The sequence below is a fragment of the Flavobacterium sp. genome (genome assembly GCF_036759525.1).
Lineage (GTDB): Bacteria > Bacteroidota > Bacteroidia > Flavobacteriales > Flavobacteriaceae > Flavobacterium.
The window spans coordinates 281,731-300,179 of sequence record NZ_DAIOUN010000003.1 but is presented as its reverse complement, the minus strand read 5'-3'; the positions used below and the strand labels follow the sequence as shown (position 1 = coordinate 300,179).

Genomic DNA, 18,449 nt, shown 5'->3' with positions numbered 1-18,449 from the left:
GAGGATTTAAATGATAAATATCAGGGTTTAGTAAAATTTTTAGTTTTAAAATGAATAAAATTTGACAATTTAAACCGAACTATTCCTACATTAAAAGGAAATTTGAACCACATAGCCTTCAAAGGTTCGTATGTTAAAGACGGTTCCATCCTGAAACAAGAGGTATTGTCCTTTTATTCCTTTTAATTTTCCAGAAAAATGAGGTGTTTTATCTAAATTCAAACTCAATACTTTAGTAGGATATGATAGAACCGGATAATGCAATTGCGTTAAAAAAGCTTGTGTTGATAAAAAATAAGGCTGTACCTCTTGGGGTAGTAACGGATATATTTTTTTACGCTCTAACTCCAAGGATGATGATGAAACTTCATTTTTGAGCATTTTTTGCCATTGGGTTTTATCTGCATACCACTTTTTGAGTGTTACTTCGGTTATTCCGGCTAAATATCTATTTGGCACTTCTACTATTGGGATAGCTTCTGAAGCACCCTGATCTATCCAACGGGTTGGAACTTGAGATTTACGGGTAACACCCACTTTTATTTCGCTGGAAAGTGCCAGATATACAATATGAGGTTGAAGTTGTACTTTTTTTTCATACTCCAAATCTCGGTCTTCAATATCCAAATGAGCTTTACTTAGTTCAGGCTTCATAATCCAATCTCCGGCAGAGGCACTCGAATTAAAACAATCATAACAAAACCCTTGTCTGAAGATTTTTTTCTTTTTCCCGCAATTTAAACATTGGTAACCCTGAAAAGTAATTTCTATATCTTTATCCAAAAGTTGATTTACAGGCAAAAAACTAGATTCAAAAACCAAATAGTATTGAATAGGGTTTCCCATTTCGGTTTGCATTTTATTTAAAACACCTTCGTAAATCATGGCATAAAGATTAAAAAATTAAAAAAACACCAATTGTTTAAAAATTAGTACTTTTGGTGAAAGTGTAAAAATAGTTTTTGTTTGCTGTTTTTCAAATTAAAATTAACTTATTCTAATTGCGTTCCGAATGCCATTACCTATTATTAATTCAATAGCAACTTGGATTTTAAAAAAACGGATTCATCAAATTGAACTGTTTATTAAATATCCTAATGAGGTTCAGGAAGAATTGTTGTTTTCATTAGTAAAAACGGCTGAAAACACTGTACTGGGCAGGCAATATGATTTCTTTACGATAAAGAGTTATGAAACATTTGCTCAAAGAATTCCAATTTCTACTTATGAAGATTTGGAACCCATGATAGAACAAACCCGTAAAGGGATGCAAAATATTTTTTGGCCTACTTCGATAAAATGGTTTGCCAAATCGAGTGGAACCACAAATGCAAAAAGCAAATTTATACCGGTAAGTCATGAAGCTCTGGAAAACTGTCATTATAAAGCGAGTAAAGATTTATTGAGCTTGTATTTAAACAACAATGAAGATTCTCAACTTTTTGTTGGAAAAAGTCTTCGGTTGGGCGGTAGTAAAGAACTGTATCAAGACAACAATACTTTTTTTGGTGATTTATCTGCAATTCTAATTGACAACATGCCCATTTGGGCCGAATTTAGTTCAACTCCCAGCAATAGAGTTTCTTTAATGGGAGATTGGGAAATAAAACTTCAGGCTATTGTTCATGAAACTATACATGAAGATGTGACTAGTTTGGCCGGAGTTCCTTCTTGGATGCTGGTCTTATTGAATAAAGTTTTAGAACAAACCGGAAAATCAAATTTATTGGAAATTTGGCCCAATGCCGAAGTATATTTTCATGGCGGAGTAAGTTTTGAGCCTTATAGAGAGCAGTATAAAAATTTATTCCCGAAAAAAGATTTCAATTATTACGAAATATACAATGCATCTGAAGGTTTTTTTGCCATTCAGGATCAAAACAATTCTGATGAATTATTGCTGATGCTCGACTATGGGATTTTTTATGAATTTATCCCTATGGATACCTTTGGAACTGCTTCTCAAAAAATAGTTCGATTGGCAGAAGTAGAACTTTTTAAAAATTATGCCGTTGTAATAACTACCAATTCCGGTTTATGGCGTTACATGATTGGAGATACGGTTCGATTTACCTCATTAAATCCCTATCGTATAAAAGTAACGGGTAGAACCAAACATTTTATAAATGTATTTGGAGAAGAACTCATCGTTGAAAACACAGATAAGGCCCTTGCTCAAGCCTGTTTGGCTACTCAAGCCGAAGTTATTGATTATACTGTAGCTCCTGTTTTTATGAGTGGAAAAGAAAAAGGAGCTCATGAGTGGATGATTGAATTTAAAAAAGCCCCCCAGGACTATGCCGAATTTTCCCAAATCTTAGATTCTACCCTTCAATCTTTAAATTCTGATTATGAAGCGAAGAGACGCAATAACATGACTTTAAATCCGTTGATACTCAATATAGCCAGACCGCAATTGTTTTATGATTGGCTAAAAGATAAAGACAAGTTGGGAGGCCAACACAAAATTCCCCGACTATCTAATGAAAGAACTTATTTGGAGCAATTAAAATCAATGCAACTCACTTATACCCACTCATGAAAAAGATTGTTTTTGTCCTTTTTATTTTAATTGTATTTTGTTCCTGTGGTCCCAGAAGATTGGGTTGCGGCCCCAGAAGATGCGGTATTGATGTGAAAAAAGACATTTGGGACAAACAACTACCACAAAAAAATCCTGAAGTAAAAACTTCAGGATTGGTATAATTTCGACTCCTTTTTATTTAAGAAACCGCTTTTAATCTTTGTAGCATATTTTTATTCAATGCTTTTTCTGCATAAACTTTGGTAACTTCCAGTTTTGCATCTTCTGTTCCCGGCAATTCATACATGGCATCTGTTAAAATGGCTTCACATAATGAGCGTAAACCACGAGCTCCTAGTTTGTATTCCAAAGCCTTTTCTACAATATAATCTAAAGCTTCTTCGGTAATAGAAAACGCCACTCCATCCATTGCAAATAATTTTTCATATTGTTTAATTAATGCATTTTTGGGTTCGGTTAGAATAGAACGCAAGGTGGCTTTATCTAAAGGATTCATATAGGTAAGAACAGGTAATCTTCCGATAATTTCGGGAATCAATCCAAAATCTTTTATATCCTTTGGGATAATGTATTGCATCAAATTTTCTTTATCTATTTGCTCTTTATGAGATGAGGCACTAAAACCTACAGCCTGACGATTGAGACGTTTCGAAATAATGCGTTCAATACCGTCAAAGGCACCTCCGGCTATGAATAAAATATTTTGAGTATTTACTTCTATAAATTTTTGGTCGGGATGTTTCCTACCTCCTTTTGGAGGTACATTAACAACAGTACCTTCTAAAAGTTTTAAAAGAGCCTGTTGAACTCCTTCCCCCGATACATCTCTAGTAATTGAAGGATTATCGCTTTTACGAGCAATTTTGTCAATTTCATCAATAAATACGATTCCTCGCTCAGCTTTGGCTACATCATAATCGGCTACTTGCAACAAACGGGTTAAGATACTCTCTACATCTTCTCCTACATAACCGGCTTCTGTTAATACAGTAGCATCTACTATGGTAAGAGGCACATTAAGCATACGAGCTATGGTTTTGGCAACCAATGTCTTACCTGTACCGGTTTGTCCAACCATAATGATATTGCTCTTTTCAATCTCAACCTCATTGTCGTCTTGTTTTTGCATCAATCTTTTGTAATGATTGTACACAGCAACCGAAAGAACTTTTTTAGTTTCAGATTGACCAATAACATATTGATCTAGAAAAGCTCTTATTTCTTTGGGCTTTTTTAAATCTAAGTCACCTAAATTATTGGATTTGCTTTGTTTGAGTTCTTCTAATACAATTCCGTGAGCTTGATCAATACATTTGTCACATATGTGAGCATCAATTCCTGCAATCAAGAGATTGGTTTCTGGTTTTTTCCTTCCGCAAAAAGAACACTCTAATATTTCTTTCGCCATTTTTTTGGGTTATGGGTTATAGTAAAGGCTAATTGTAAAACCTGTTCCTAAAACTATTTTCTTCTTAACACTTCGTCAATCATTCCGTATTCTTTGGCTTCATCGGCAATCATCCAATAATCGCGTTCAGAATCTTTATAAACCTTTTCAAAAGATTGCCCCGAATGAGTTGCTATTATTTGATACAATTCATCTTTCAATTTGAGCATTTCTTTTAAATTGATTTCCATATCTGTGGCTACACCCTGAGCACCACCTGAAGGTTGATGAATCATCACACGTGAATGAGGTAAAGCCGAACGTTTTCCGGCTGCCCCAGCACACAAGAGTACTGCTCCCATAGAAGCAGCCATACCGGTACAAATTGTAGCTACATCCGGACGTACATACTGCATGGTATCGTAAATACCTAAACCGGCATAAACACTTCCGCCAGGCGAATTGATATAAATTTGGATATCTTTTGAAGCATCTACACTTTCTAAAAACAACAATTGAGCTTGAATGATATTGGCAACATAATCATCTACACCGGTTCCTAAAAAAATGATTCTATCCATCATTAATCTGGAAAACACGTCCAATTGCGATACATTAAGTTGACGTTCTTCAATAATATAGGGAGTCATACCACTAACAATTTTGTCGTAGTACATACTATTTACACCATGATGTTTGGTAGCAAATTTTTTAAATTCTTTTCCGAAATTCATTTTATAAAAGTGTTGATTTTGAAACAAAAAAAGCGTCAATAAAAATTGACGCTCAAAGATAGTATTATTTTTTAATACTTTTATTCTCCATACATTTCTTTAACGAACTGTTCATAAGAAACTTCTTTGCTCTTTGCTTTTATTTTTTCTTTGAATAAAGTAAGCATTTTTTCGCTCATCACTTGCTCAGACAGACGTCTTACTTCATCTTGATTTGACATAACTCGAGCTACAATTCCATCAATATCTTCCTGTGTTGGATTCAATTGTCCAAACTGTGCCATTTGCTTTTTAATCAATTCAGAAGTATAAGCCTTCAAATCATCAAATGTAATTTGCAAGTTGTTTTCGGTCATAACCTTACCTTCAATCAATTGGTAACGCAAACCTCTTTCGGAACGCTCAAATTCTTCTTGGGCTTCTTGAGCTGACAATTCTTTTTCACCGGCTGTTTGCAACCATTTTACCAAAAATTCTGCTGGTAAATCAAACTTGGTGCTTTCTAACAAAAATTCAGTTACATCGTTTAAGAATTTTTGATCGGCTTGTTGAGCAAATTGTTTTTCTGCATCTTCTTTAATTTTGGCCTTTACTTCTTCTACCGAAGAAACTACACCGGCACCAAAAAGTTTATCAAACAATTCTTGATTTAACTCAGCTTTTTCACTGGTTGTTATTCCGTTAATTTGAACATGAACCGTAATATCTAAGCCGTGTACCAAATCGTGATCTACTTTTAGATAATCCATTAACTTGTGGTCATCATCAAACAAACCTTTGGTACTCACTTCTACTACATCTCCTACTTTTTTTCCAATGAACTTTTTAGCGGTTTTTTTGTCTTTAAAAACATCTAATGTAATTGAAGTTGAATGATTGATTCCGTTTTCATCATTAGAAAAAGTCACATTCAAATCATCCCCTTCTTCAACAGTATCTTTTGCAATCAATTTCCCGTATTGCTTTTGAATACGTTCTATTTGATCGTTTAACATTTTCTCATCTGCAATAATTTTATATTGAGTAATGTTGTTTTTTGCTGCTAAATCTACTTGGAATTCCGGAGCCAAACCTAATTCAAAATCAAATTGAAAATCATCTGCATCCCAGTTGAAATCATCTGAAACTTTGGGTAATGGATTTCCTAAAATATCTAACTTCTCTTCGGTTAAATAGGTATTCAATTTTTCTTGTAAAAGTTTATTCACTTCTTCCAACAATACCGCTTTACCGTATTGTTTTTGAATTAAACTCATGGGCACAGCCCCTTTTCTGAAACCGGGAATTGAAGCATTCTTACGATAGTTATCCAGAACCTTCTGAACTTTATCTGCATAATCCTCTTTAGAAACACCCACGGTTACCACCGCATTCAGGGCATCAACATTCGTTCTTGTAATTGTCATCTTTAATTTTTTATAAACTGAAATTGGGTTGCAAAAGTATAACTTTTTTACAACCCAAACAATTTTTAATGTGCTGAATTCTACGATTTCAGAAACGACTTATCAATCTTTTTCACTTGAGGTCAAATTGTAGACTATAGATTGCAAAATCGATAATATTATACTAAACAACATTGCTGTCCAAAAAGAATTTACATTGAAGCCTCCCACAATGTTATCACATAGTAAAACCAACAAGGCATTTATGACTAAAAGAAAAAGACCTAAGGTAAAAACAGTTACCGGTAGTGTAAACAAAACTATTATAGGCTTCACAAAAATATTGAGTAAACCTAACACGATTGCCACATATACAGATGTTAAAAACGTAGCAACTTCAACTCCGGGAAGTAAATTGGCGATTAACAATACCAAAATGGCGGTTATTAATATTCTTAGAATTAAATTCATAAAACTTTCTTTAAGGATTAGGTATTCAAAAATAACGAAACTTTTTCATAAAACAAGGTGGGGTTTTCTGCATGAAGCCAATGACCCGCATTGGGAATCGTTTCAAAAACAACTTGGGGAAAATGAGAACGTATCAATTCAAAATCTGAATCTAAAACATACCTAGAAGCACCTCCTCTAATGAAGAGTGTAGCTCCCTCATAAATATCGGTTGGATTTAAAGCTTTTCCTATTTGTTCAATTTGTTCATTAAATACTTTCAAATTGAAGCGAAATGCCAACTGCCCGGGTTGCTTCCAATATAATGATTTCATCAAAAATTGACGGGTACCAAAATCAGATATGTGCGTTTTTAATTGTTCTTCAACTTCACTTCTATCCGGTTGAGATTCAAATTGAACCGCATTCAATCCGGCTAAAATATCCTGATGATGAGGCTTGTAGTATTTGGGACCAATATCTGCAATTATTAATTTGTGAACTATTTTCGGATATTTGGCTGCAAAAAACATAGCCACTTTACCTCCCATTGAGTGTCCTAATAAAGCTATGGAAGTAAGATTCTTGTTGGAACAATACTGAGCTACATCTTCAACCATCACATCATAATTAAATTCTGACGAATGAAAACTTCTTCCGTGATTTCTCATATCCAAAAGATGTACTTCAAATCCCAAAGTTGCCCACTGACTTCCCAGCGTTTTCCAATTATCTGACATCCCCAAAAAACCATGTAAAATGAGTAAGGGCTTACCGGATCCTTCTATTTTAGAATACAATTCCATGTGTAGTTAATTTAGTTCGCAAGTTACCCATTTCAAAACGGATTACCAAAAAACTAGAATCTCCGTCCTTTCCATTCAAATTTTCCAAATAAAGAGTATATACCCACTACAGAAGCAAAAACAGGATACATCAAAGAAGTTACTAACACGTGTTTTAAAGAAACCTTGTATTTGTTTTGCGAAGGCCAAGCTAAAAGCAAATCTGCAGTTATTTTTATTATTATTGCAAAAAGAAAGTAGGGCGAAATGCTAAAAAATCCGAAACAAAAAAACAAAAAAGACAAATTCCCAAAAAGAAAAAGCAAGGCACAAAATTGAGCAAAATATTGCGTGTAGGCTCTAGATTTACTTGCCCATCTCACCCTTTGAAAAAAGAGTTCACGCAAAGACTTACTGGGTTTAGTGGTAACTAAAAATTCATTTTGGGCTTCAAACCAAACTGATTTTGGACTTTCTTTCATGGCTTTTTGCAACAAAAAAACATCATCTCCACTAGCCCATTTCAAATTCCCTTCAAATCCTTTTAGATGATTAAAAAATGATTTAGAATAAGCAAAATTAGCTCCATTACACATAAAAAGTCGTTTGAACTTAAAGGAAGCTTCGGTTAAAGATTGCAAACTCAACATTTCATTCTGTTGAAAATGATCTATAAAAGTTAAAGTTGGTTTGTAAAGTACGGGGCCGCAAATCATTTGTACTTTTTCTTTTGCAATTATACGATTCATAATAGAAAGCCAATTTACGGGCACAACACAATCAGCATCGGTGGTTACAATCCATTCAAAAGAGGCTTTTTGGATGCCTTCAATTAAAGCGTCTTTTTTGGGCGAATTACTTCTTCTGACATTGGTAACAATACGACATGAAAACGGTAGTTTAGGCAATTCAAAACCATCGGTAGACGAATCATCTATCAAAATTACTTCAAATTTTGATCTGGAATAGTTCAATTTTTCAAACGAGGACAGTAGAAAAGGTAAGTTTTGAGATTCATTTCTATAGGGAACTAAAATGGTAAATGAAACAACTGCTTCAGAATATTTCAGTTCATTTTGCTTTTTTGAAATCAAATAAAAAAACAGAATCAGACAGAAAAAAAAATAAATTCCAATACAAACAAATGGTATTAAAATCATAACTTCAGCTTAGAGTTGGGCTTTAATATAAACAAACTTCCCAAAATTGTAGGTAATACCAAATTTAAGAGCCACATAATAAAAGAAACTGAAAGTACTGCCCATTCATTTATTCCTAAATTCGAAAACAACAGTACAGCTACACTTCCCTTTATTACAACATCCATTACATGAATTGTGGGTAAAACAGAAGCAAAAAAATACATGGTAAACAAAGTAATCATAGCATCTGGATATGAAATTTGAACCCCAAAAAAGAGTAGAGCCAAATAAAATTGATGCGTGAAAATTAAATACCTTATAACCGAAAATTGAATGTTTTTTAAATGCCGTTTTGAAGAAAAAAGTTGAAATTTAGTTAATAACAACTCCAAGGAGTACCCATAAATTTCTATTTTTTTATAATAAACAACAACCCCAATAAGTAAAAGCAAAAGAAACACAAACAAACCAAACACAAAGCTTGTCTGTAGGGAGAAATTCGAAAAATCAACACTAGAAGGCACAAGAATGTAATAAAACAATATGCCAAAAAAGCCAAAAAACAACGTCACCGCCATTTGAGTTGAATTACTCAAAAAATTTAAAAAAATAATTTTTTTTGCATATTTTCTATCAAAATAGAAGCATTTTGCAACGTATTCTCCAATCCTATTGGGTGTAAAAACAGAAGTAGCCAACGAACCTAAAGTTTGAGTTGCCGTTTCACTGAACGTTATTTTTCTAAAACTAGAAACCAAGTTTTTCCATTTTAAAATTTCAAAACACCAATTGAAAACAGATAATACGATCAATACAAAAAAACCATAGGTGGGAAATGAATCCGGTAAAATGAAGTTGTGATATGAACTACGTTTGTCAAACTCAACATACAAATAATACAAAGACAAACCCACAAACAATAATTTTATGAGAAGCAGCCAGAATTGTTTAGCTTTGTAAAGTTGTGGTATCATTTACACAAAGAAACAAAACTTTAACATATAACTTCAAAATTTGAGTAAAAATTTGGCAACCGAGCGTATCATCTTAGGCATAGACCCCGGAACCACCATCATGGGATTTGGTTTAATCAAAGTGGTGAACAAAAAAATGGAGTTCATCCAGTTGAACGAATTGATTTTGAGCAAATACGATGATCATTACACCAAGTTAAAAGTTATTTTTGAACGCACTATTGAGTTAATTGAAACGCATCATCCGGATGAAATTGCGATTGAAGCTCCATTCTTTGGTAAAAATGTACAATCCATGCTCAAACTCGGAAGAGCACAAGGTGTCGCGATGGCAGCCGGATTATCACGACAAATTCCGATTACCGAATACGAACCCAAAAAGATAAAAATGGCTATAACCGGAAACGGAAATGCCAGTAAAGAACAAGTGGCCAAAATGTTGCAACAATTATTAGGATTAAAAGAATTACCCAAAAATTTAGATTCTACCGATGGTTTGGCGGCGGCGGTTTGTCATTTTTTTAATTCAGGAAAAGTGATTGGCGAAAAAAGCTATTCGGGTTGGGATGCTTTTGTGAAACAGAATGAAAACAAAATTAGCAAATGAAACAATTTGTCAATGTGCCAATTGGATTGAAAATTGACTAATTGACTAATTGAAAATTGACACATTAATGAGCGGAATCTACATCCACATCCCCTTCTGCAAGCAAGCTTGTCACTATTGCGACTTCCATTTCTCTACTTCAATGAAAAAGAAAGACGAGATGGTTTTGGCTTTAGCGAAAGAAATTGCTATGCGAAAAGAGGAATTTAAAAATGAAGTGGTAGAAACCATTTATTTTGGCGGAGGAACTCCAAGTATATTAGCAATTGAAGATTTGAAATTATTGATTGATGCAGTTTATACGAATTACAATGTGGTTGAAAATCCTGAAATTACTGTTGAAGCTAATCCTGACGATTTGGATAATGAGACAATTCGTCAATTAGCCAATTCGTCAATTAATCGATTATCCATCGGCATTCAATCCTTTTTTGAAGACGATTTAAAAATGATGAATCGGGCTCATAATGCCGAAGAAGCCAAAAAGTGTTTGGAAGAAGCCACAAAATATTTCGACAACATTTCCCTCGATTTGATTTACGGCATTCCGGGAATGAGCAATGAAAAATGGATGCAAAATATTGAAACCGCGTTGTCTTTTGGCATCCCGCATATTTCGAGTTATGCGTTGACCGTTGAGCCGAAAACCGCTTTGCATTCGTTTATTCAAAAAGGAATTATTCCACCACCGGAAGACGAAGTGGCTCAAGAACATTTTGAAATTTTGGTAGAAAAACTGGAAGAAGCCGGATTCATTCACTACGAATTATCCAATTTTGGAAAGGAAAACTATTTTTCTAAAAACAATTCGAGTTATTGGCTGGGCAAAAAATACATCGGCATTGGTCCGTCGGCTCATAGTTATGATGGTAAAAAGCGGGGTTGGAATGTGTCTAATAATTCACTTTATATTAAATCTATTAAAGAAGGAAAGTTACCCATTGAAACCGAAACGTTGTCCAAAACCGATCGGTACAACGAATATGTGATGACGGGATTACGAACCATTTGGGGCATTTCATTGGATAGAATTTTAAACGAATTTGGCCAAACCTATTTGGATTACCTCAACCAACAAGCTGCCAAATATATTGAAGATCATTTGCTTTTTGTAGATGAAAACATTTTGCGAACCACGCGAAAAGGAAAGTTTTTGAGTGATGGGATTGCATCAGACTTATTTTTATTAAATTTGGAGTAAAATGGAACGCTGATTTTACGGATGCTAGCAACGCTGAATTATTCGTGAATATCCGCGTTAGAATATCCGGTAAACCCGCGTTCAACTATGCTAGCAACCATAACCCACCAAAACAAAACCTTCCAAGTAGATTTATCAAAACCTATTGATATTTCGCTACCGTTATCCAATACTGAAAACAATCCGATTGCGTGGTATATTGAAAAACCGCAGATAGAACCTGTTCGTTTTGGTTCTTGGGTGGGAAGTGTGAAAGGCGGAGCAACCACCAATTTCAACAACATTTTTTTCAATCCGCACGGACATGGCACGCACACCGAATGTTTGGGACATATTACGAAGGAATTTTTCAGCATCAATCAAACTTTGAAAACCTTTTTCTTTACAGCTCAACTGATTTCAATACAACCGGAACAAGATGGAGCCGATTTTGTGATTACAAAAAATCAAGTAGAAAAAGCGTTAGGGAATGCAATTCCGGAAGCCATTATCATTCGAACCTTACCCAATTTACAAGAAAAAAAATCCAAAAATTATTCCCATACCAATCCGCCTTATTTGCATGAAGAAGCGGCTACTTTTATTCGCGAAAGCGGTATTCAACATTTATTAATCGATTTACCGAGTGTGGACAAAGAAAAAGACGAAGGCAAATTATTAGCTCACAAAGCCTTTTGGAACATAAAAGATGTAAATGATTTAAATAACGATTCACGAAAAAATGCCACGATAACGGAATTGATTTTTGTGGATGAGAATGTGAAAGATGGTTCTTATTTATTGAATTTGCAGATTGCTTCTTTTGAAAATGATGCTTCTCCTTCTAAACCGATTCTTTTTCAAATATTATAAATTTAGATGATGAATATTGAGCAACTCTATGATTATTGTTTGTCCAAAAAAGCCGTCACCGAACACTTTCCTTTCGATGAAGATACGTTAGTGTTTAAAGTCGGAGGTAAAATGTTCTGCCTTACATCATTAAAAGATTGGGAAAACGGAACGCCTTCGTTAAATTTAAAATGCGACCCTGAAAGAGCCTTAGAACTTCGTGCGGAATATGATGCGATAACAGGTGGTTATCACATGAGTAAAGTGCATTGGAATACAGTTGCTTTTCACAGCGATGTGAATGACAAAATGATGCGGGAATTGATTAACCATTCGTATGAATTGGTTTTCAAAAGCTTGACTAAGAAAATTCAATCCGAAATTGAAAATTTAGAAAATTAGATAGTATTTTTGCCCGTGAAAATGGCAAACCTAATACTGAAAGGAAAACATGATTGAGAATTTAAAGAAAATCCTAAACGAAGATCAAGACCCAAAAGCAATCGAAAAAATTTCGGCTAAGCTTGATAATTTACTAATGTCTAATGAAGAAGTAGGCTATATTGCTGTTCAAAAAAAACCGGCTGTAACCATTTTTCCGGATAGCATTGTAGTAACCAACAAACGAATTTTACTTTGTAAACCCAAAAATCTTGGGTTATCTATGGAATTTATTGACTACGATTGGGATGATATTTCGGCTAGTTTTGTGAAAGAAGGAATTTTGGGTGCCGAATTCACTTTTACTACTAAATCCGATTTAACGCATACCGTTGATTATTTACCCAAAACGCAAGCCCGAAAATTATATACATACGCCAAAGAACAATTGGATATTCTGAAAAATAATGTTGCCAATACTTCTATTCCGAATAATGAAATTCTGACAGATGAAATTCCCATTCAACCCATAGATAAAGTTCAAGAAATTGAAGAAGTTGAAACCGAAGAAGTCACTCATTTTGCAGAAATTGTTCCGGTTGCCAACTTCTCAAATGATGTAGAACCGAAAACAGAATCCTCATCATCAAACACCTCTTCTGAAAGAAAATTGAGCGAAATGTCACAAGATGAATTGTTTGAAAAATTGCAGAACTATAAAAAACTGCTCGACAACGGATTAATCTTGCAAGGCGAATATGACGCCTTTAAGAAAGAAATATTGAGTTATATGTAATAAAAAACCCTTCCAAAGTTTACAACTTAAGAAGGGTTTAGTTTTTACTAAAGTGATTTCTTCTGCTTCTCCACAAAACCGTCGGCTTGCAGTTCTAACAATTCGATGGCTCGTTTTTTCTTGTAATCGTATAACCCTTTGTCTTCTCGAATGTCGGCATATACTTTATCGTAGATGGAAGCGTCGGTTTGTTTTTGCAATTCGCTTTGGTATTTGTTTTGGGCTAAAACATTTTTTACCGCCCACTCCCCTTCTTCTTGTTTAAAATCGTATTCGCCTCGTGGCGATAATAATTTGGCAATAATGGGTGATGTTTCAATAGCTAAGAAAAGCAACATGATGAAGAATGACGGCAACCAAGGTAATTTATCCAACGCATTGATGCGAGCCATCAAACCATCAAAACCATCGATGATGGGTTGGGTTTCGGCTACTTTTTTATCCAAATCGGCTTGCAAGGTTTTCCCTTTAGCTTCTAATTCGGCGATTTTGGCTTGATTTGTCGTTTTTAAGGCGGCTAATTCTTGCAAAGCCGCATCGTGTTTTTCGCGTTTTTCTTTGTAAACCGGACCTTTTCCAAGTTTTTTGGTTCCGGCAGTTCCTTCGGCTTCGGTGATGTAAACGGCATATAAATCGTTAACTTCTTTTTCTTTTTTCAGGATGTCTGATTTGAGACTGTCGATTTGAGCTTTGTTTTGATCTACATCGGATTGAAAATAATTGGTCACTTGTTTTTTATTATTCATTGCCATTTCGTTCTTTTCTTTCAGCAAAACGGTATTGATTTCTTTTTCAAAAATTTTGATTTCCAATGGTTTTGAAATAACAATAGCAATAATCACCGCCAATACAATTCGGGGTGAAGCTTGAATGAATTCATCCAGAAAGCTGTCTCTTTTTTTGATAGTGGAAACAATAAAACGATCAAGGTTGAAAATAAGTAAGCCCCAAACAAATCCAAAAAATACTGCAGTATAAACGTTGTCAAAAACAGTGTAAAGAGCATAACTACCGGCAATAAAAGCCATGACTGCCGTAAAGAAAACCGTTGCACCAATTCCGGCATATTTGTTTTGTTCACCGTTGGAACAACTTTCGATGATTTGCTTGTCGGCACCCGAACAAAGCAGGAAGAATTTTTTGAGCATGAGGATTGATTTTGATTGATGATGATTGATTAGTAGAGAAATAACGCTAATTGTTTCAAATTGTTGTAATTTGTTTAAAGTTTCAAGTTTCAGGTTTGCTTCGCCTGTCGCCATTTGGGCTCGTTTCAGGTTTTAGATTTCAAGTTGAAAAGTATTGATAGCACAGATTGCACCCGGGATAGCAGCGGAAAGCCCGCAGGACGTGGGTTGTGCTTTTTTGCGGGTTGGGCCGGCGACCAACGGGAGCCGAGCCCAACCCGACAAAAAACCAACCAACGGACGAGGACTTGCAGTGAATAGCCCGAATTGGGGCCATAAAAAAACCGCTTACTCTAGGGAATAAACGGTTATATAATTTTCGAATTTGCGGTTGACTTATTTACTCAACTCCACAAAATATTTGTAAAACAACGGAATGGTTTCGATTCCTTTTAAGTAATTGAAGATTCCGAAATGTTCGTTTGGCGAATGAATGGCATCGCTGTCGAGACCGAATCCCATTAGGATGGTTTTGGATTTTAATTCTTTTTCGAAGAGAGCCACAATCGGAATACTTCCGCCGGAACGCACTGGAATAGCGGGCACACCGAAGGTTTCGGTGTAGGCTTTGTTGGCCGCTTGATAACCGATGCTATCGATTGGCGTTACATACCCTTGACCGCCATGATGCGGGGTAACTTTTACTTTTACCGATTTTGGAGCGATGCTTTCGAAGTGGTTTTTGAACAATTCGGTGATTTCTTGCCAGTCTTGATTAGGCACCAATCGCATGGAAATTTTGGCGTAGGCTTTGCTGGCAATCACGGTTTTGGCACCTTCGCCAGTGTAGCCTCCCCAAATTCCGTTAACATCTAAGGTTGGTCGAATAGAGTTGCGTTCGTTGGTTACATAACCTACTTCGCCATGAATATCGGCAATATCGAGTGCTTTTTTATAGTCGTCTAAAGAAAACGGTGCTTTGGCCATTTCGGCTCTTTCCTCCAACGATAATTCTTCTACTTTATCATAAAAGCCTGGAATGGTGATGTGGTTATTTTCGTCGTGAAGTGACGCAATCATCTTGGTCAAAACATTGATTGGGTTGGCAACCGCACCTCCGTACAGACCAGAATGTAAATCGCGATTGGGTCCTGTAACTTCTACCTCAACATAACTTAAACCTCTTAAACCTGTGGTGATGGAAGGTTGTTGGTTGGAAATCATTCCCGTATCGGAAATTAGAATTACGTCGTTGGCAAGTTTTTCTTGGTTGCGTTCTACGAACCAACTAAGGCTTTTTGAGCCGACTTCTTCTTCGCCTTCGATCATGAATTTAACGTTGCAAGGCAAGCAATTGTTGGCTATCATGTACTCAAATGCTTTTACGTGCATGTACATTTGACCTTTATCATCACACGAACCACGAGCGAAAATGGCTCCCTCCGGATGAATTTCAGTACTTTTGATAACCGGTTCAAATGGTGGCGATGTCCATAAATCCATGGGGTCGGGCGGTTGCACGTCGTAATGTCCGTAAACCAAAACCGTTGGCAAATTCTTATCGATGATTTTTTCTCCGTAAACGATGGGATAACCAGGGGTTTCACAGAGTTCCACGAAGTCGCATCCCGCTTTTTCCAGACTGGCTTTTACGGCTTCGGCGGTATCAATCACATCTTGAGCATAAGCCGAATCAGCACTTACGGATGGAATTTTAAGTAAATCAATCAGTTCACTTATGAATCGTTCTTTGTTTTGTTGAACGTAATTTTTTAGGTTGTCCATTATTAAAAGTAAAAATGATAAAGTTCAAAAGTACGAAAAATTTAAGGGTAAAAAAATTCGATTAACATGAACTAAAATTCAAAATAATCTCTATATTTGCACCCACTTATTGAAACAGCTACTGTTTTATAGCCCTGCGGGTGTGGTGAAATTGGTAGACACGCCAGACTTAGGATCTGGTGCCGCAAGGTGTGTAGGTTCGAGTCCTATCACCCGCACAAAACCTCAACTAAAGTTGGGGTTTTTTTTATGCCTTTTACACAACATTTCATTTATTTATCAAACTACAACGTTTGCGAATTTCAAATACTTGAAAATTTTAAAGTTCTTTTTATAGGATTCCTAATTTTTTATATTTTAGTGTACTTGATTTTTTTGAAACACTAAAAATCCAAAAACCATGAATAGAAAATTACTCCTTTTCTACTGTATTTTTTTATGCCCTTTTTTACAAGTATCTGCCCAAAATTTCGGAACTTTTGCTTCAGCTGTTTGGCTTACAGATTGCAACACTTCCAACTTTTTTAATACTACAGGAGAAGGTGCTAATTTAATTGGTCCCCCAGCAAATGTTTTTACTAATACAAATTTTGGTGTTTTTATACAAAACTCAGGAACCTTTATTTTGCGTGGTGGTGAAGTAAAAACATTTAAAAACAGCAACGGAAACGTTTGTAGCGTACGTATGCGATATCGGATTTATCTGGCTTCGGCATCCCCTGGGGCTTTTAACACCATTGATTTCCCTTTTTTTAATGACTGCAACTCGGCTATAAACGAATTTCCATCGGGTGGACCTTGTGGAGCAGGAGATCAAAAATGGCAACGAGTTATTGCTAATGGCACTACCAATCCATACAGTCCGGTTGATTTAACGGCAAATAGTCCCGGTGATTATGTATTGGAAGTTTTTTATGAAGTTACGGGTGATTTCAACTCGGCAAGCGAATGCGATGATAACCTGATTTTAAATGCCTCCGGAAACAACTACAAAGCTTTTTTTACAGTTCGATCAAACCCTACTTTTACATTTACAAATCCTACGACCTGTAATGGTTCTGATGGTTCTATTACTATTTCAAATTTAAACCCTAATTCGGTCTACACCTTTTCTTATCGAGATGACGGAGTTCAAATAAGCCCTACGCTTATTAATACTAATTCGAGCGGCTCTTATACCTTAAACCTACTCAATTCGGGTAGCTATTCAACTTTTAATTTTGTAATAAACAATTGTTCTACAACTATCAATGGCCCTGTAGTATTAACAGATCCTATTGTAAACCCGCCATCCTCTAATGGAGACCAAGAAGTTTGTGAAACCAACCCATTTCAAACGTTAACCGCTAGTGCAACTACTTCAGACGGCTCTGCCATTGTTTGGTATGACTCCCCCATAAACGGAAATATAGTTTCCAATCCCACACTGAATTCGGTGGGAACAGTAACCTATTATGCCGAGGCTCAAAATTCAATTTTGAACTGTATCAGTGCGACTCGAACTCCAGTAACTTTAACAATCAATCCTGCTCCTGCAGCACCTAGTGGCGAGGCAACTCAATCTATATGTAGTGTAGCTACAGTAGTTTTTACTCTTTCTGATTTGGTCGTAAATGGTACCAATTTACAATGGTATGCAGATGAAAATTTAACCACACCTTTACCCTCGAATCATCCGTTAACCCATAATATTACCTATTACGTTACTCAAACTGTTTCCGGTTGTGAGAGCATTACTTATTTGGCTGTATTGGTCAACTTGAATTCGCCTATAACCCCGGTTTTTGATTTTGGTACAGAAATCACATTATGCTCTAACACCGAATTTCCAATTTTACCAACAACAGATACAAATGGAATTGTAGGCGAATGGAATCCTTCCGAAATTAGTTCTGTTCAGGGTAACACCTATGTTTTTACCCCGGTAAACAATTCTTGTGCAACTTCGTTTACTCTGAGTGTTACTTTAAATCAATTTCAAACTCCTGTATTTAATTTTGGGAATTCCATTTCAATTTGCTCCGGTGATACGCCTCCAATTTTACCAGATGAAGACAATAACGGAATAAACGGTTTTTGGAGTCCGGCTACTATTGATACTACTTCAAATGGCACCTACACCTTTATTGTAAATAACTCTGAATGTGCTGAGAATTTAGAATTAACTGTTATTGTTAACGAATTGATTGTTCCTACATTCGATTTTGGCAGTTCAATTTCGTTATGCTCTGGTGAAAATGTACCGACACTTCCCGCAATTTCAAACAATAATGTGAATGGTGTTTGGAATCCGGCCGTAATAAACAATACGCAATCCGG

General features: G+C 35.7%; 18 protein-coding genes and 1 tRNA gene. 9 read left to right on the top strand and 10 right to left on the bottom strand.

From position 1 onward, the window contains the following. Window positions 1–90: 90 nt before the first annotated feature. On the bottom strand, window positions 91–885 hold the full coding sequence (locus V7M80_RS04490) for a DUF2797 domain-containing protein (protein WP_333694325.1): 795 nt from the start codon (window positions 883–885) through the stop codon (window positions 91–93). Window positions 886–1,012: 127 nt separating this feature from the next. Here V7M80_RS04490 and V7M80_RS04485 point away from each other — a divergent pair, with 127 nt between their 5' ends. Together V7M80_RS04485 and V7M80_RS04480 are read left to right on the top strand one after the other, a co-directional pair. Further along, the gene (locus tag V7M80_RS04485; protein ID WP_333694323.1) at window positions 1,013–2,542 is read left to right on the top strand and encodes a GH3 auxin-responsive promoter family protein; all 1,530 of its coding nucleotides are present in this window, start codon (window positions 1,013–1,015) and stop codon (window positions 2,540–2,542) included. Further along, window positions 2,539–2,706, top strand: coding sequence for a hypothetical protein (locus V7M80_RS04480; RefSeq protein WP_333694321.1), 168 nt, complete (start codon window positions 2,539–2,541; stop codon window positions 2,704–2,706). Before V7M80_RS04485 ends, V7M80_RS04480 begins: the two co-directional genes overlap by 4 nt. 17 nt (window positions 2,707–2,723) lie before the next feature. Here V7M80_RS04480 and clpX read toward each other — a convergent pair whose 3' ends face one another. The 7 genes from clpX to V7M80_RS04445 form a co-directional block, all read right to left on the bottom strand. After that, on the bottom strand, window positions 2,724–3,953 hold the full coding sequence (clpX, locus tag V7M80_RS04475) for an ATP-dependent Clp protease ATP-binding subunit ClpX (RefSeq protein WP_333694320.1): 1,230 nt from the start codon (window positions 3,951–3,953) through the stop codon (window positions 2,724–2,726). 53 nt (window positions 3,954–4,006) lie between these two features. After that, window positions 4,007–4,666: an ATP-dependent Clp endopeptidase proteolytic subunit ClpP gene (clpP, locus tag V7M80_RS04470; protein ID WP_333694319.1), complete on the bottom strand. Its 660-nt coding sequence runs from the start codon at window positions 4,664–4,666 to the stop codon at window positions 4,007–4,009. 80 nt (window positions 4,667–4,746) lie between these two features. Then, window positions 4,747–6,072, bottom strand: coding sequence for a trigger factor (gene tig, locus V7M80_RS04465; protein WP_333694318.1), 1,326 nt, complete (start codon window positions 6,070–6,072; stop codon window positions 4,747–4,749). Between the two features lie 102 nt (window positions 6,073–6,174). Then, window positions 6,175–6,522 (bottom strand): phage holin family protein, encoded by a 348-nt coding sequence (locus V7M80_RS04460; RefSeq protein WP_333694316.1) that lies wholly within the window; start codon window positions 6,520–6,522, stop codon window positions 6,175–6,177. A 17-nt stretch (window positions 6,523–6,539) separates the two neighbouring features. Next, entirely contained in the window at window positions 6,540–7,307 is a 768-nt protein-coding gene (locus V7M80_RS04455) for an alpha/beta fold hydrolase (protein WP_333694314.1), read from the bottom strand. Window positions 7,308–7,360: 53 nt separating this feature from the next. Further along, window positions 7,361–8,446 carry a glycosyltransferase gene (locus V7M80_RS04450; protein ID WP_333694313.1) on the bottom strand — a complete coding sequence of 362 codons (1,086 nt, stop codon included), beginning with the start codon at window positions 8,444–8,446 and terminating at the stop codon, window positions 7,361–7,363. Further along, the gene (locus tag V7M80_RS04445) at window positions 8,443–9,402 is read right to left on the bottom strand and encodes a hypothetical protein (RefSeq protein ID WP_333694311.1); all 960 of its coding nucleotides are present in this window, start codon (window positions 9,400–9,402) and stop codon (window positions 8,443–8,445) included. Before V7M80_RS04445 ends, V7M80_RS04450 begins: the two co-directional genes overlap by 4 nt. A gap of 52 nt (window positions 9,403–9,454) precedes the next feature. On the opposite strand from V7M80_RS04445, the gene ruvC reads away from it, so the two are divergent. The 5 genes from ruvC to V7M80_RS04420 all read left to right on the top strand — a co-directional run bounded on the left by ruvC (window position 9,455) and on the right by V7M80_RS04420 (window position 13,218). Then, the gene (gene ruvC / locus V7M80_RS04440; protein WP_333694350.1) at window positions 9,455–10,009 is read left to right on the top strand and encodes a crossover junction endodeoxyribonuclease RuvC; all 555 of its coding nucleotides are present in this window, start codon (window positions 9,455–9,457) and stop codon (window positions 10,007–10,009) included. A 67-nt stretch (window positions 10,010–10,076) separates the two neighbouring features. Next, window positions 10,077–11,210: a radical SAM family heme chaperone HemW gene (gene hemW / locus V7M80_RS04435; protein ID WP_333694309.1), complete on the top strand. Its 1,134-nt coding sequence runs from the start codon at window positions 10,077–10,079 to the stop codon at window positions 11,208–11,210. Window positions 11,211–11,297: 87 nt separating this feature from the next. Further along, on the top strand, window positions 11,298–12,062 hold the full coding sequence (locus tag V7M80_RS04430; protein ID WP_333694308.1) for a cyclase family protein: 765 nt from the start codon (window positions 11,298–11,300) through the stop codon (window positions 12,060–12,062). Between the two features lie 9 nt (window positions 12,063–12,071). Next, complete coding sequence (locus V7M80_RS04425) at window positions 12,072–12,443, top strand: MmcQ/YjbR family DNA-binding protein (protein ID WP_333694349.1); 372 nt, start codon at window positions 12,072–12,074, stop codon at window positions 12,441–12,443. Between the two features lie 49 nt (window positions 12,444–12,492). Then, window positions 12,493–13,218, top strand: a complete 726-nt coding sequence (locus V7M80_RS04420) for a PH domain-containing protein (protein ID WP_333694306.1) — start codon at window positions 12,493–12,495, stop codon at window positions 13,216–13,218. A 47-nt stretch (window positions 13,219–13,265) separates the two neighbouring features. Here the strand turns inward: V7M80_RS04420 and V7M80_RS04415 are convergent, their stop codons facing one another. Further along, entirely contained in the window at window positions 13,266–14,366 is a 1,101-nt protein-coding gene (locus tag V7M80_RS04415; protein ID WP_333694304.1) for a DUF4407 domain-containing protein, read from the bottom strand. A gap of 375 nt (window positions 14,367–14,741) precedes the next feature. Beyond that, window positions 14,742–16,130 carry a dipeptidase gene (locus V7M80_RS04410; protein WP_333694302.1) on the bottom strand — a complete coding sequence of 463 codons (1,389 nt, stop codon included), beginning with the start codon at window positions 16,128–16,130 and terminating at the stop codon, window positions 14,742–14,744. A gap of 136 nt (window positions 16,131–16,266) precedes the next feature. On the opposite strand from V7M80_RS04410, the gene V7M80_RS04405 reads away from it, so the two are divergent. Both V7M80_RS04405 and V7M80_RS04400 read left to right on the top strand, forming a co-directional pair. Next, window positions 16,267–16,348: transfer RNA gene (locus V7M80_RS04405), tRNA-Leu, on the top strand. A 182-nt stretch (window positions 16,349–16,530) separates the two neighbouring features. Then, window positions 16,531–18,449 (top strand): immunoglobulin domain-containing protein (locus V7M80_RS04400; RefSeq protein ID WP_442902338.1); only part of this gene is annotated, 1,919 nt, incomplete at its 3' end.

Bases quoted from the DNA above. Each gene is read 5' to 3' on its own strand.
- V7M80_RS04410 (WP_333694302.1), bottom strand. From the start codon at position 16,130: ATGGACAACCTAAAAAATTACGTTCAACAAAACAAAGAACGATTCATA.
- V7M80_RS04450 (WP_333694313.1), bottom strand. From the start codon at position 8,446: ATGATTTTAATACCATTTGTTTGTATTGGAATTTATTTTTTTTTCTGT.
- clpP (WP_333694319.1), bottom strand. From the start codon at position 4,666: ATGAATTTCGGAAAAGAATTTAAAAAATTTGCTACCAAACATCATGGT.
- V7M80_RS04490 (WP_333694325.1), bottom strand. From the start codon at position 885: ATGATTTACGAAGGTGTTTTAAATAAAATGCAAACCGAAATGGGAAAC.
- V7M80_RS04415 (WP_333694304.1), bottom strand. From the start codon at position 14,366: ATGCTCAAAAAATTCTTCCTGCTTTGTTCGGGTGCCGACAAGCAAATC.
- V7M80_RS04455 (WP_333694314.1), bottom strand. From the start codon at position 7,307: ATGGAATTGTATTCTAAAATAGAAGGATCCGGTAAGCCCTTACTCATT.
- V7M80_RS04485 (WP_333694323.1), top strand. From the start codon at position 1,013: ATGCCATTACCTATTATTAATTCAATAGCAACTTGGATTTTAAAAAAA.
- V7M80_RS04425 (WP_333694349.1), top strand. From the start codon at position 12,072: ATGAATATTGAGCAACTCTATGATTATTGTTTGTCCAAAAAAGCCGTC.
- V7M80_RS04430 (WP_333694308.1), top strand. From the start codon at position 11,298: ATGCTAGCAACCATAACCCACCAAAACAAAACCTTCCAAGTAGATTTA.
- clpX (WP_333694320.1), bottom strand. From the start codon at position 3,953: ATGGCGAAAGAAATATTAGAGTGTTCTTTTTGCGGAAGGAAAAAACCA.
- tig (WP_333694318.1), bottom strand. From the start codon at position 6,072: ATGACAATTACAAGAACGAATGTTGATGCCCTGAATGCGGTGGTAACC.
- hemW (WP_333694309.1), top strand. From the start codon at position 10,077: ATGAGCGGAATCTACATCCACATCCCCTTCTGCAAGCAAGCTTGTCAC.
- V7M80_RS04420 (WP_333694306.1), top strand. From the start codon at position 12,493: ATGATTGAGAATTTAAAGAAAATCCTAAACGAAGATCAAGACCCAAAA.
- V7M80_RS04445 (WP_333694311.1), bottom strand. From the start codon at position 9,402: ATGATACCACAACTTTACAAAGCTAAACAATTCTGGCTGCTTCTCATA.
- V7M80_RS04480 (WP_333694321.1), top strand. From the start codon at position 2,539: ATGAAAAAGATTGTTTTTGTCCTTTTTATTTTAATTGTATTTTGTTCC.
- V7M80_RS04460 (WP_333694316.1), bottom strand. From the start codon at position 6,522: ATGAATTTAATTCTAAGAATATTAATAACCGCCATTTTGGTATTGTTA.